11 protein-coding genes are annotated in these 14860 nt (G+C 37.7%); 6 read left to right on the forward strand and 5 right to left on the reverse strand.

Going from position 1 to position 14860, the window contains the following annotated elements; translation table 11 throughout:
• Nucleotides 1-220: 220 nt before the first annotated feature.
• The 4 genes from EM4838_RS01115 to EM4838_RS01130 all read right to left on the reverse strand — a co-directional run bounded on the left by EM4838_RS01115 (nucleotide 221) and on the right by EM4838_RS01130 (nucleotide 3714).
• Nucleotides 221-691 (reverse strand): glutathione peroxidase, encoded by a 471-nt coding sequence (locus EM4838_RS01115; protein WP_071866693.1) that lies wholly within the window; start codon nucleotides 689-691, stop codon nucleotides 221-223.
• 297 nt (nucleotides 692-988) lie between these two features.
• On the reverse strand, nucleotides 989-1447 hold the full coding sequence (locus EM4838_RS01120) for an S-ribosylhomocysteine lyase (RefSeq protein WP_019724149.1): 459 nt from the start codon (nucleotides 1445-1447) through the stop codon (nucleotides 989-991).
• Between the two features lie 152 nt (nucleotides 1448-1599).
• Nucleotides 1600-2748 carry a cystathionine gamma-synthase gene (locus tag EM4838_RS01125; RefSeq protein WP_019724150.1) on the reverse strand — a complete coding sequence of 383 codons (1149 nt, stop codon included), beginning with the start codon at nucleotides 2746-2748 and terminating at the stop codon, nucleotides 1600-1602.
• A 48-nt stretch (nucleotides 2749-2796) separates the two neighbouring features.
• Nucleotides 2797-3714, reverse strand: coding sequence for a PLP-dependent cysteine synthase family protein (locus EM4838_RS01130; RefSeq protein WP_019724151.1), 918 nt, complete (start codon nucleotides 3712-3714; stop codon nucleotides 2797-2799).
• Nucleotides 3715-4087: 373 nt separating this feature from the next.
• On the opposite strand from EM4838_RS01130, the gene efp reads away from it, so the two are divergent.
• The gene (gene efp, locus EM4838_RS01135; RefSeq protein ID WP_010736336.1) at nucleotides 4088-4648 is read left to right on the forward strand and encodes an elongation factor P; all 561 of its coding nucleotides are present in this window, start codon (nucleotides 4088-4090) and stop codon (nucleotides 4646-4648) included.
• A 61-nt stretch (nucleotides 4649-4709) separates the two neighbouring features.
• On the opposite strand, the gene EM4838_RS01140 is transcribed toward efp, so the two are convergent.
• Entirely contained in the window at nucleotides 4710-6206 is a 1497-nt protein-coding gene (locus EM4838_RS01140; protein ID WP_010736335.1) for a helix-turn-helix domain-containing protein, read from the reverse strand.
• 354 nt (nucleotides 6207-6560) lie between these two features.
• Between EM4838_RS01140 and EM4838_RS01145 the strand changes: the two genes are divergently transcribed.
• The 5 genes from EM4838_RS01145 to trhA all read left to right on the forward strand — a co-directional run bounded on the left by EM4838_RS01145 (nucleotide 6561) and on the right by trhA (nucleotide 14839).
• Entirely contained in the window at nucleotides 6561-10007 is a 3447-nt protein-coding gene (locus EM4838_RS01145) for a vWA domain-containing protein (protein WP_071866694.1), read from the forward strand.
• Nucleotides 10004-11356: an isopeptide-forming domain-containing fimbrial protein gene (locus EM4838_RS01150; RefSeq protein ID WP_023519095.1), complete on the forward strand. Its 1353-nt coding sequence runs from the start codon at nucleotides 10004-10006 to the stop codon at nucleotides 11354-11356. The genes EM4838_RS01145 and EM4838_RS01150 overlap by 4 nt, the downstream gene beginning before the upstream one ends.
• Nucleotides 11353-13221, forward strand: a complete 1869-nt coding sequence (locus tag EM4838_RS01155) for a SpaH/EbpB family LPXTG-anchored major pilin (RefSeq protein WP_019723558.1) — start codon at nucleotides 11353-11355, stop codon at nucleotides 13219-13221. The genes EM4838_RS01150 and EM4838_RS01155 overlap by 4 nt, the downstream gene beginning before the upstream one ends.
• Before the next feature lie 39 nt (nucleotides 13222-13260).
• Complete coding sequence (locus tag EM4838_RS01160; protein WP_065096265.1) at nucleotides 13261-14106, forward strand: class C sortase; 846 nt, start codon at nucleotides 13261-13263, stop codon at nucleotides 14104-14106.
• 91 nt (nucleotides 14107-14197) lie between these two features.
• Entirely contained in the window at nucleotides 14198-14839 is a 642-nt protein-coding gene (gene trhA / locus EM4838_RS01165; protein ID WP_010736330.1) for a PAQR family membrane homeostasis protein TrhA, read from the forward strand.
• The last annotated feature ends 21 nt before the right edge of the window (nucleotides 14840-14860 follow it).

Below are 14860 nucleotides of genomic sequence, written 5' to 3' on the forward strand. Positions count from 1 at the left end.
GAAAACAGTTGAACGAAAGTTCAGCTGTTTTTTTGTTTACTTTTTTGAAATAGCAAAAGTTATTGTCAGTATTCTAGTCAAAAAAATACATGGTCTTGAAAAAAATTTTTTTCAAGGTCATGTACTTTATTTAAGTCGATCTAAGCTTTTTCTCTAAATAGAAATGAGTTTCATTTGACCAATAATCTAAAATGTTGATTGTCCAATTATTGCATCTTGACTAAAGAATGGCTTCGATTGCTTCTTTCATTTTTAATGGTGAAGTTTTTGGCGCAAAACGTTCAATTATTTGACCGTCTTTATCAATAAGGAATTTTGTAAAATTCCATTTGATTGCAGGTGTCAAAGTACCTGGTGCTTGTTCTTTTAAATAATCAAATAGGGGATCAGCATCCCCGCCATTGATTACCGTTAGTTGATGCATGGGAAATGTAACACCATACGTTGTTCGGCAGGCTTCCGCAGCCTCATTTGCAGAAGCTACTTCTTGCTTGAATTGATTCGATGGGAAACCTAACACTACTAACCCTTTTTCCTGATACATCTGGTAAAGCTCTTCCAACTGTTCAAATTGCGGCGCCAAACCACATTTTGTTGCAGTATTAACGATGATCATAGGGTGGCCCTTGTATTTGTCCAATGAGTAAGTTGTCCCATTTTCTAATGTGACGTTAAAATCATAGATATCCATTCGTTTTTTCCTCCTATTTGTTGATGTATAATAAAGGGTTTGCTGACGTAGTCCCCTAAACTGAAAACATAATGAGCGAAAGTCAATGCCTTCGATCATTAGCCAACATGGAAGACTAAGAGATATTATTTGAGTTTTCTCTTAAAGTTCACGCCAAATTGTCTTTCTCATAACTTACCAAAACAAGCCGTAAAAGACAAAGATTTGGCATGTTCTTTTGTCTTTTACGGCTTATGACTATGAGATAGAGGTCACTTTCCTCAATCTCTATTATGATTAAATAAATGTATGGTCTGTTTATACTCCGACGTCTGACCATTCATCTCGTTTTGCTAAAAATTCACGCGCTAAAGCTTGTGCGCCTTCTAACGTATGGTTTGCAGCCCAGCCACATTGGATTTCGTTACTTGCTGGAACTTCTGTTGCTTGTAGCACATCTTTCATCGTTTTTTCTAAAACATCTAAAATATCGTCATAATTTTCATGATTGATGACAGTAAGATAGAAGCCTGTTTGGCATCCCATTGGTGACCAGTCTACAATATAATCTGCATGATTACGGATGTTTTCGGCAGTTAAATGTTCTAAAGAATGCAAACCTGCCATATCCATGTGTTCTTTGTTTGGCTGTTTGAAACGGACATCATATTTGATGATCAAATCGCCATGCTCGCCTTTTTTACGATCAGCTACACGAACATAAGGGGCTTTTACTTTACGGTGGTCTAAATTAAAACTTTCGACATTCATTTTCATATTGAATTACTCCTAACTATCTGATGATTCTTTTTAGGGAAATGAAAATCCTCTAAAAAGATTGGGTCGATTTATCTAAATTCTAACACTTATTGCAGGTCAGGTGTAGAAAACTGATTGATTTTTTTTCAATTCTTTAAAGATAAAATGGATCAGTGATTTTTCAATTGGGTAAAGGCTTGGTTCAAATCATCTAAAAGATCTTGGGCGTACTCGATTCCTACGGATAAACGAATCAATCCGTCTTTGATTCCAGCTTTTTCGCGTTTTTCTTTAGGTACAGAGGCATGAGTCATCACAGAAGGAATTTCCACTAAACTTTCGACACCACCTAAGCTTTCAGCGAGGATAAATAGTTGCAAAGCTTCTACAAAAGGAATTGCATCTGCGTCGTTTTTCAAGGTAAAGGAAACCATTCCGCTATAGCCGGACATCTGTTGTTTCGCAATTTCATGATTATTATGGGTTGTTAGACCAGGGTAATAGACTGCTTCAACTTCAGGATGGTTCGCTAATAATTCTGCTACAGCATAGGCATTTTTTTGATGTTCTTCCATACGCACACTAAGAGTTTTGATCCCGCGTTGCATCAACCAACTATCTTGTGGACCTAATACGCTACCGATGGCATTTTGATAGTAACCAATTTGTTCCGCCAACTCTTGGTTGTTTGTCGTAACTAATCCAGCAACGACATCACTATGCCCGCCTAGATATTTTGTGCCACTGTGTAAAACAATATCAGCGCCTAATTCTAAAGGTTTTTGAAAGTATGGTGTAGCAAATGTGTTATCCACGATTGTTAACAGGTCACGATTTTTTGCAATGGCAGCCCCTGCTTTCAAATCGGTGATTTTAAGTAGAGGATTACTTGGTGTTTCTAGGTACAAAGCTTTTGTATTGTCTTGAATTGCTTCTTCAATCTGTGCAAGATTACTTGTATCGACGATCGTATACTCTAACCCATTTTTTGTAAGAACATTATCAAATAAACGGAAAGTTCCACCATAGACATCATCGCCTAAGAGAATGTGATCTCCAGATTGGAATAAGGAAAAGACTGCATGGATTCCTGCTAGACCTGAGGCAAAGGCAAAGCCACGAACGCCACCTTCTAAGTCTGCGATCAATTCTTCTAAAGCAAAACGTGTTGGATTACCTGAACGTGAATATTCGTATTCTTTCGGTTGTCCAACTGCATTTTGGCGGTAAGTCGATGTTTGATAGATCGGTACGCTAACTGCACCGGTTGTCGGATCTTCACTAATACCACCATGGATCAATTTTGTTTGAATATGCATAATTATTTCCTCCAATTTCTTCATTGAGTTTATTGTGTCGTTTGTTGCTTACAGATAAATATTTTTTGATAAGTAACGATCGGACGTGTCTGGAAATATGGTCAGGATAGACTGTCCGTTCGGTAGACGTTGTGCTTCTTTTAAGGCTGCGGCAAAAGCGGCTCCGCTCGAGCTGCCTACTAATAATCCGTGTTCTTTTGCTAGTTGACGTGTGTAAGCAAATCCTTCAGCATCAGAAATCGTTTCAAATTGATCAATTGTCAACTCACTAAGAAAAGGGGGGACAAATTCAACGCCGATGCCTTCAATTTCGTGCCCATGTGAAGAACCACCATTCAAAATTGATCCTTCTGGCTCAACACCAATCAGGCGAAGTTCAGGTAAACGATCTTTTAGAAATTTTGCGGTTCCAGCAAACGTACCACCACTTCCAATACCGGCAACAAAACTATTGATTGACCCTTCCAATTCTTGAAACAATTCAGGCCCCAATGTTTGGTAATAAGTGGCTGGATTGTCTGGGTTTTCAAACTGCAAGGGAACATAACTATTTGGGATCTCAGAAGCTAATTGTTTACTTTTTTCGATCGCACCAACGATTCCTTCTTCTGTAGGAGTGTGTACGATTTTTGCGCCTAGTGCCTGCATGATTTTTTGTTTTTCTATACTAAATTTTTCTGGTACGACAAAAATTGTTTTTAAATTGAATTTCAAAGCTGCCAGACCTAAACCAATCCCTGTGTTACCAGCAGTTGGCTCAATGATCGTTGTTTCTTGATCGATTTTTCCGCTCTCAAGACCGGAAGTCAATAAATACAAACCTAAACGGTCTTTGATACTACCTCCTGGATTCAAGTATTCCAGTTTTGCATAGATCACGGAATCTTTTGGCATAGGAAAATCTTGCGCAGTAAATTTATAGACGGGTGTATGCCCGATTGCTTCAGTAATTGATGAAATGATCACGAATCCAAACCTCCAAAAAAGTAAAATAAAAAGGAGCTGACTATTTAATCAGCTCCTCGTAAGATCATAAATTGAAAAGACCAAGAAAGAAAACACTTTCACTACAGAAAGAGATCTTTCATTCAACTATGAAGGGCAATTAATAGACATGGCAAACAGTATGCTGTTTTTATACACCATACAACAACACTTCAATTGTTTTAAGTAATTGATTGCCATGTTTATCCCTCCAATAATGATTTAATTAAAAATAGCATGAAAAAATAAGAAAGTCAAAGACTATCATTTGAAAAGCAATAATTTCCTAGTTTTATAGACGTTTGTCTGATACAATAAGGGTGATTATGATTAAGAAAAAAAGGAGCAAAAAATAATGATCTCAGCAAGCGATTTAAAAGCCGGAATGACATTTGTCCAAGACGGAAAATTGATCAAAGTAATTGATGCAAGCCATCACAAACCTGGTAAAGGAAATACTGTGATGCGTATGAAGCTAAAAGATGTTCGTACTGGTGCTACTTATGATACGACACTAAGACCAGACGAAAAATTTGAAAAAGCACACATTGATACAAAACCAGTTCAATACTTATACACAATGGATGATACAGCATTCTTTATGGATCTAGAAACATACGAACAATATGAGATCCCTGTAGAAACTGTAGCTGAAGAAATGAAATTTATCTTAGAAAACATGGAAGTTAAAATCCAATTCTTCGGTAGCGAAGTGATTGGTGTCCAATTACCAACAACAGTTGTCTTACGTGTCGTTGAAACACAACCATCGATCAAAGGTGCGACAGTGACTGGTTCTGGTAAACCTGCAACGATGGAAACAGGCTTAGTAGTCAATGTTCCTGATTTCATTGAAGCGGATGAATTACTAGAAATCAATACAGCAGAAGGTTCATACGTAAAACGTGCAAAATAACCGAGTGTAGTAAAAAAGCTTTTAAGCAGGATGCTTAAAAGCTTTTTTTTATATTAATCAGTTAATCAGCAAACAATGTTTGTAGTTTTAAATGATGGACTTCTAACAGTCGTTGATACAGATTTGTTTCAAAGTCTCTATAATGACAAAAATCAAGGACTGTATACTTAGAAGAATCAAGACCATTAGGAATCAGCAGGGGGGAACCAAAGATGAAAAAGTCATATTCTTCAGTGATGGGAAGCGTGAGTCGCTCGATATCTACAAAGGGGATCTTCTTGCCTAAATTCAAGATTTCTGCGGAGATCAGATGCTCAGAGACGTTGACAAACCCAACTTTCAATTTATAGTTTTCATCGATTTCTGAATAATATGGATAAAGTAAACTGGCTTGTAGAAAGGCTAATTCACTTACGCAAGATTTCAACCAGGTATAGTTTTTTCGTTGTGCGATTTTTTTCCAAAACCCTTCGATTTTGATTGTCAAGATACGTAAAAGTGGGTATTTATCTTGAATATAAGAAGAGATAAATAATGTGGTCAAAGGAATTTTTTGCTTGAACATGCTAAAGTTACCGATGGATAGATAGAGATTCAAAAGCAAAGCGGGCTCTTTTTCAAAATGGAATGTACCAATAAATGTCTGACAGTGCTCTTGAAATTCCTCTAAAATAGCTTTGATCTCATTACTCGGTTGTTGATAGGAATGTTGCACGATCGGCACACGAATATCTTGATTAGAGGTAAGAAACGGCCAATAATAGAACAAATAAAACAAAGAGTTTACCTCTAAGATATCTAAACGAAGATTCGCAATTTTGAAGAAGTCGTAAAAAAAGTCAATGTTTGTTTCACTTGGAATAAAGGAATCTCTCGATAATCGATAGATATCCGTAAAATGATTATTTTCGATCCTCAGCAAACAAATCAGACAATGGAGACTAGCTTGTTTTTTTCCTAAATCAAACTTATTCTTGTGTTGCGATCCTTCGTGCTTATAAATCAATGCGCGAACTTCTTGGCTGTAAGGAATACTATCCAGACTTTCTCCTAATGAAACAAACCAAAAGAAGTTGAAAAAAATGATACGAATCAGCATTTCAGAACCAGATAAGGTAAGATTCGATAAATTCAAATTGATATTGTACTCCTTCAAATATTCAGCCAATTTTTTTGTTTGTCGAAAACATGTTGAGCGGCTGATAAAATGGCGATTGCAAAAAGCTGCAAGATCTTCATCTTGTTCAGTCAGAAGACTGATCAATAATTTATAAGGAACACTTTCTGTTGATAGGAAATGTTGGTATTGGGTATATTGAACAAGTTGTTCAGGAATGGATAACTTGTTTTTAGTATGTAACAGTTTAATATCAGTAAATTGTTCTAAATCATCTTGTATAGCACATAGGATTTTTTTGAAACGGGTCGGACTGAAATAGAAATCTAAGTTTTCTCGTACATGATCTAAACTATATTCCCCCGGCCATAAGGTCATTATCTTTCCATACACATTTAATTTCATTCTTGCATGGTCATCTAATAAAATTTTTTCAATCAATTCTTCACCTTCTTTTTATATTTTTATTATTAATACCGTATTTATTTTTCCTTGTAAATACTTGTCTCAATTTTCTAAAAAAACTCTACCGGATTTAGAAATATTTTTTTAAAATTTGTCTCAAAATTATTGCTCAATGAGTATATTTTGTGAGAGAAAAGAATAATAAATCGGTTTTAAATAACTAATCATTCAATGTATTCGTTTTACTATATCAAATTTAAAGCTCCTTAAAATAACTGTAATTTAATAGTTAGAGACAAAAGAGAAGAGAACTAGAAAGATTAGTGAATTTTTTCTTTTTTTTATATTATCTAATTGAATTTTAAAGTTTTTCTAAGGAGGTATCCATAAATGAAGAAGCGAAATTATTTCATCGTTTTCTGTCTATTTTCTCTATTTTTCGTCACCTATTTCTATTTCCAAAAAGGAAAGACTGTGGCAGCTAATGAAGAGGCAACCATTGAAGTCTTAAATAATGAATATGGCAAAGTAAGTATTAGGAAAATAGATCGTCAGCTAACGGTCGTGTATCGATTAAATGAGCAAACACAAGAAAACAGATTTTTATTCCAGTTACATCCAAAAGATGCACCTGAAACGAATCTGCTTTCCTCTTATGTTTCTCAGGAATATCAAGAATACACAGATGAGCAACAACGAAAATGGCTAGCAGGTGATTTTTCTCAAGCCATTGAAGAAAAAGAATTGACCATTGAATTGCCGAGTACGAGCAAAGAATTTCAACTCAATATTCAGATAGAAGAAAAAACGGGTCAGTTACTTTTATCTGACCCAGCTTCCTTTTCATTTTCTATAGATAACGAGAATCAGGAAACTGCACAAACGAGTGAACCAACGTCTGAAACCACGACTTCTTCTGAAAACAGTGAGGTGTCGGATGATTCATCGATAGCTAAAAACGAATATCGTCCGTTTGAACAACCAAAATTATTCAATGAACAGTTGAAACCGAAAGGGTTAGCGACGATTGAACCGGAATATACCACAGATGAGCAAGGAACCTATCCGCAAGCGATGTGGCAACCGGAAAATGACGAGAATGTACGAAATCATCAAGGGAATCGTCATGGTCAATCACAATGGGATGGATTGACGAATTGGGATGGTGACCCAACCAATCAAAACAATTCTTATATTGAATATGGTGGGGAAAAAGAAGAAGCCGATTACGCAATCCGTAAATTTGCCAAAGAGACAGCGACTCCTGGATTGTTTGACTTGTATCTGAATGTTCGAGGAAATACCCAAAAAAATATCCCTCCTTTAGATGTCGTTCTGGTTGTTGACTGGTCTGGCAGTATGAATGAGGACAATCGTATTATTGAAGTGAAGAATGGGATTGATCGATTTGTCGATACCTTATCAGAAAGTGGTGTAACGGAAAAAATCAATTTAGGTTATGTTGGTTTTTCTAGTGAAGGCTACGACAATCGAACGATACCGATTGCAGGATTTGATTCTGTAAAGGAAGAAATCCAAGCAGCCACACCTGATTCAACAAGTGGTGGTACGTTTACTCAAAATGGTTTACGTCAGGCAGGCGAGATGTTGTCTGAACAAAATGGTCACAAAAAGGTGATCGTTCTTTTGACTGATGGTGTTCCGACATGCTCCTATCACGTATCAAGTGTGGTGACTGAAGAGGACGTTAGTTATTATGGCGCGACTTTTAGCAATCAAGTCGATCATCCCGAATATACTTCAAAAATTTCCCCGCCTTATCTTGTACCTGTTAGAGACCAATATTCACAATGGCGTTGGATCAATTCAACGTTTACAGCAACGATTGGTGAAGCAATGGCATTGAAACAACGAGGAATCGAGATCCATGGCTTGGGTATACAGTTGCAAGGAGATGAAACTGAAGGCATCACGAAAGAGGAAGTAGAACGTCGAATGCGTAAGATGGTTTCCACTGGCGAAGACGGCACGGCATATTATGAATCTGCCAATGAGTCTACAGATATTGCTGATTATCTAGCCAAAAAAGCTGTGCAGCTTTCTGGAACAGTCGTTGATGGAAAAATCACTGATCCAATCATTGATCCATTTGTTTATCAACCAGACAGCGCTTCTGTTACAAGTGTAGGGACAACCCCTCTATCGATTGAGCCACTTCTCTCTATTGATGGGCAAACGATCAACGTCGATAAAATCTATTTAGAAAAAGGGCAAGAAATCCAACTACATTATCAAGTGAGACTCCAAACAGAAAGCAAAATGTTCGAGACTGATACTTGGTATCAAATGAATGGGCAAACAATCTTCCAACCAACGAGCAACCCAGATGTTCTTGCTAAATTCGGTGTGCCGTCAGCCAAAGCACCAGGTGTATCTCTTGATTTTTTCAAAGAATGGGAAGAATTTGATCAAGATACGACGACTCGACCAGAGAAAGTGATTTACGAAATCAAGCGAACAGGAATCACCGAAACATCTAGTTGGGAAAGTGGCTATGTACAATTAAGTAAACCGGAAGAGGAGAACACCAATGTTTGGGAGCGAACCAATATCACCAAACTTCTAGCGTCCAGTGAAGCGTCTCGTGAAACCCTCAGCTTGCCAAAACACAACAATCAAGGGCAAGAATTTCACTATGAAGCGGTGAATGAGTTAGATGTACCAGGATATCAATCAGAAAAAGTCAACGCAACGACTTGGAAAAATAAAAAACAATTTGTTCCTTTAGATTTAAAAATAACCAAGAAAACTTCGTCAGCTGACCATCTCCTAAAAGGAGCAGTGTTTCAACTAACGATTGAAGGTCAGGAGATTCAGCTGATCGACCATGAGGATGGTACCTATTCATTGCCAGAAGGCACACGCCTTGAAAAAGGAAAATCTTATACATTGACAGAAATCAGTGCACCTGCTGGACATGAAAAATCGGAAAAGCAGGCGTGGGAAATTGCTATTTCTGACAATGGGGAAGTAACAGTGGACAAACAACAAGCTACAGTCACTGATCAAGTGATCCAATTGACGATTGAGAATCCATTTGCAGACCTTCCGATAGCCATAAGAAAATATACCGAAAAGGACAAACAAAAAATCAATCTGGCAGGAGCAACTTTTGCTTTACAAATAAAAGGAGAAACAGGAACCTATCATACACTGAAAGAGGAAGTTACCGCGTCATCAGGATTGGCAGAATTCGTGATACAAAAAGCGGGTGAATATCGCTTAGTAGAAACAGCAGGACCGCTTGGTTACGATACGATTCCAGGAAACTATGAATTTAAAGTTGACCCTTACGGTACGATTCTCTATGACGGAGAAAATGTAGAGGAAGATACCGTTTGGACATTGACGCATATGAATCAAATCAAACCTTTTGATTTAACAGTCCTAAAGCGAACGGATACAGGACAGGTGTTAAAAGGGGCAGTCTTCCGACTATCCGGTTCAGATGGACAGGTTGAATTACCAAACGACGATAAAGCAACTGATACATTTGTTTTTGAGAACCTAAAACCGGGTGAGTACACGTTGGAGGAAATCAAAACACCAGAAGGTTATCTGGGGTTAGAGCAACCCGTACAGATCGTTATCCAAACGGATGGAAAAGTAACTGTAGATGGTGAACCATCAGAAATCCAGTTACAAACTGATCATACGAACAACCAAATCCATTTGGTCATCACCAATCAGGCATTGATCCCACTGCCTGAAACCGGAGGATCTGGCCGACTTGGCTTCCTATTATTAGGTATCCTTGCGATTGTTTCATTTGTCGTTTATTTAAGGGGGATGAGACGAGGAGGCATTTCAAGTTGACCAAGTATTATTGGTTCTTGCTGTTGTTGCCTTTTCTGTTAGTTGGTGGTGCCAAAACGTGTATCGCCCAAACACAAGAGATGGTCCAGTTGATTGTCCATACTACGCAACCCTCATCAGATAAACAAACGGAATCTCATAAAGCGAGTTTTGCGGTTTACGATGTGACAAAATCATTTTATCAATTACGTAAAAAAGGATTTACTGTCGAAGAAACACAACAAATCATTGCGCGACAAGGTACTTCAGCAGGTTCTTTTCTAATGGAAAAACTGGTGAAGTCGAACAATGATGGAGAAGATGTAGCAATCTTTGATCTACGTGAGTCAACGAATCAAATAGGTAACGTTTATTTAGTGAACGAAACCACTCACATAGCAGATGCGTTTGTAGGATCACAAAATGTAGTCGTGGTTTTGCCTCTTTATGATTCATATGATCACCCACAAAAGGCAATCCATCTCTATCCTAAAATGAACCAAGAGCCATCTGCGATCGTCTTTGAAAAAAAGCTTGTAGAGGAAAAAAACACTTATTCGATTGGTGAAAAGATCTACTATCAATTGGATATCCAGTTTCCAAATGGAATAGCAACTGAAGAAACATGTGTAGTCACTGACAGTGCGACGAAAGAGTTGGAGTTGCTAACTGAATCGCTCAAAGTCCATAGTGAAGAAAAACGCTTGGAAAATCTGACGTTTCATAGCCATAGTCAAGGATTCAGTATTGCGTTTAACGGTCAAGACTTGCAAGATCTGGCAGGTAAAACAGTGAGGATCAACTATCAGATGCGTTTACGACAAGATGCAATCGCTGATCAATCGATCATCAATCAAGCGACATTAGATATCGGAACAGCATCATTGTCACGAAGTACACGTATTCGAACAGGAGGGAAGTGGTTTCAAAAAGTTACAAAAGATAAGGAACAACAGGTGCTAGAAGATGCAATGTTTATGATCAAAAACCAACAGGAAGAATACCTGCATTTGAAAGATGGAAAATATTGCTGGAAAAAACGAGCAAGAGATGCAATAACGCTGACTTCTGATCGAAATGGCTTATTTTCCATCAATGGCTTAGCAGACGGAGAATATTTACTTGAAGAAATCAAAGCACCAAAAGGGTATAAAAGAAATCCTTATGCTGTCTCGTTTGTCGTAAAAAGTATGTCATATGCCATCAATGGACAACCTAGTGAACCTTTGAAAATCACTAATCAGAAACAAGAAACGAGTTTTCTTTTTCCAAAAACAACTGACGAAAAAATAAGTGTTGGTATGATTGGTGGCATATCGATCATAGGTAGTTTCATTATTTATCAAAAGAACAGGAGTAAAGAAGAATGAAGAATAGAAAAAATTTCAAAAAAGTATTACTATGTCTTATTTCATCACTACTTACACTGGTGGCATTACTTCCTAATCCACAAGTGTTTGCTGAAGGAATGGATGCACAATTGGTGATCCACAAAAAGAAAATGTTAGATTTCCCACAACAAGAGATCCAAAATACAGGGAAAGAAATGACTGAATTCAACAACTATCAAGGGTTGGCAGATGTGACGTTCCATGTGTATGATGTCACCGAATCATTTGCTGAAGCAAGAAAAAATGGCGCGACGATTGAAGAAGCAAAAGCGATCGTCCAATCACAGACTTCTGGCACAGCTCTTCTTTCTGGTACCACAGACGCTCAGGGGGATCTTTCTTTAGCATTGCCAAAAAAACAAGCTGGAAAAGATGCAGTTTATGTGATTGAAGAAGAAGCAAAATCAGGAGTAACAGCTGCTGCAAATATGGTTGTGGCATTTCCAGTATATGAACTGATCAAACAATCCGACGGTTCATATCAATATGGGACAGAAGAACTAGACGTAGTTCATTTATATCCTAAAAATGTCGTGGAAAATGAAGGAACGCTGAAGGTCAAAAAAGTAGGTTCAGCAGAAGGTGAAGCACTAAACGGTGCGGAATTTGTCATTGTGAAAGAAGATGCAGGTGTTGCCAAATATTTGCAAGGTGTAGCACAAGGAATGTATACATGGACAACTGATAAATCTAAAGCAAAACACTTTGTGACTGGCAAAAGCTATGAAATCGGTGAAGAGGACGTTGCTGAAAATGAAGCAGAGAAAGGTCAAATGCTCATTACTGGATTAGAAGTTGGCGAATATGTGTTAGAAGAAGTAAAAGCACCTGAAAATGCAGCGATGATCACTGAGCAAACGAAGACACCATTCACAATTGTTGTTGGTAGCCAAACGCCAGTTGAACTTATAGTGAAAAATGATACGACGAAAGTAGAAAAAGAAACGCCGCAATTAGATGGGCAAGACGTAGCAATCGGAGAACCGATCAATTATGAGATCAGCGTCAATATTCCTCTTGGGATCGCGGATAAAGAAGGATCAAACAATAAATATACCACCTTCAAATTGATTGATACACATGATCCAGCTTTAACATTCATGAACCAATCAACGGGAGAAACAGGTTATGCACTTTACGATGGTGAAACGATCATTGATTCAACAAATTACCACGTAACTGAACAAACAAACGGCTTCACAGTAACGATTGAACCAACTTATATTCCTTCATTGACTCCAGGTGGTACGTTGAGTTTTGTTTATTACATGCATTTGAATCAGTTAGCAGAACCAACCCAAGGCTATAACAACGAAGCAAATGTTGATACTGGACATATGACAGATCAAACACCACCAACTGTGGAAGTACTGACAGGTGGGAAACGATTCATTAAAGTAGATGGAGCAGTAGCTGATATCAAACCATTAGCAGACGCTTCGTTTGTGGTACGTGATCAAGATGAAGCAACAGCGAAATATTTGATCATTGATCCAGTAACAAAAGCAGTAGCGTGGACGACTTCACAGGAAGAAGCAACGATTTTCACGACAACAAGTGATGGATTAGTGGATATCACAGGCTTGTCTTATGGTACGTATTATTTAGAAGAAACAAAAGCACCAAACAATTATGTGAAACTAACTGAACGAATTGCGTTTAAGGTCGATCAGCAATCTTATGCTGTTGCAGGTGAATTGGTTGCACCAGAGAAAGTACCAAACAAACACAAAGGGACATTACCAGCAACTGGTGGCAAAGGCATTTCATTGTACATTTTCTTAGGTGTGGTTTTACTGACAATCGTGGGTGCATACTGGCTAAAACGACCAAAAGTTAAATAGTATCAAATGAAGAACAAGTGACTCGCTGAGGAGAATAAAATGAAACAAAAAAAATGGCGTCTGTTAGATCTAATCATGTTCTCGGTATTTTTTATCGGTGTCCTCAGCTTGGCGTATCCTTTTGTCAGTGATACGTTGAATAATTATCTCGACCAGCAGATCATCAAAAATTATCAAAAAAAGGCAAAGTCTGAACATGCGACAGAACTTGCTGAATTACAAAAGCGGATGATCAAAAAAAATGAACAACTGGCATCAAACGTAGCGATGCCAGAAGCAGACCCATTTTCCAAGAAAAAAAAAAATGATCAAAAATCTCAGAAATCGTATATCGAATCACATACCGTTGGTGTTTTGACGATCCCCAAAATCAATGTCAGCTTACCGATTTTTGATCAAACAACGACGAAACTATTGGAAAAAGGCGCTTGTCTGCTCGAGGGCACCTCATACCCGATCGGAGGCAAATCGACACATGCGGTACTTTCCAGCCACCGAGGCTTGCCGCAAGCAAAATTGTTTACAGATTTACCTCAATTAAAAATAGAAGATCACTTTTATATTGAAATCAATGGACAGTATCTTGCGTATCAAGTCGATCAGATTAAAACCGTAGCACCGACAGAAACAGAAGCGCTACAAATCCAAGAAAATCAAGATTTAGTCACACTGGTTACTTGTACTCCGTATATGGTCAACAGTCACCGTTTATTAGTACGCGGACACAGGGTCGCTGTTGAACCAGAAGAAATAAAAGAATCGTTAGAAAAAGTGAAACGGGCGAAGCGTACTGCATTTTTACTCGTAAATGGCTTGATCAGTGTGTTTTTGTTGCTATTTCTTATCATGATGATAAAATATTTTACAAAAGTTATTAAAAAATAATATAGTTTCGGAAACTAGATGATAAAGTTTTTGTAAACAGAACATCTTTCATGTATAATGAAATTGAACAAACGAAATGGAGTGGATCAAGATGGAGATAGAATTTAGCCGAAAGTACCAAATCGTCAATGAAGTATTAAATGCGGTGACCCATGGGATTGCAGCTTTGTTAAGTCTGCTTTGCTTCAATTTGCTGATGGATCGCGCCCATACAACCTTAGATTATGTCGCTTTTGCGATTTATGGTAGTTCTCTTTTTCTGCTATTCTTTTCTTCTACGTTATTTCATAGTTTGATTTTTACGAAAGCAAAAAAAGTATTTCAGGTATTTGATCATTGTTCGATCTACCTTTTGATTGCTGGAACCTACACGCCATTTTGTCTGCTAGTCGTGCAAGGAACGACAGGACTAGTTTTGCTAAGTGTTATTTGGGCGACAGCAGTGATTGGCATCATCTATAAATGTTTGACTTTAACAAAGACAAACAAGGTATCAAAAGTTTCAACGATCATTTACAATGTGATGGGGTGGGCAATCATCGTTGTGCTACCTAAGCTCTATCAGAATATCGATTTGACTGGCTTGCTACTGCTAGTTGGCGGAGGAATCGCCTATTCTGTGGGATCACTATTTTATAGCATGAAAAGCAGACGATTCACCCATGTGATTTGGCATCTATTTGTCATGTTAGGTGCAGCGTTGATGTTTTTAGCAATCTATGTAAGTAATTGATTTAAGGAAAATATGATTCAA

It is taken from the genome of Enterococcus mundtii (assembly GCF_002813755.1).
Lineage (GTDB): Bacteria > Bacillota > Bacilli > Lactobacillales > Enterococcaceae > Enterococcus_B > Enterococcus_B mundtii.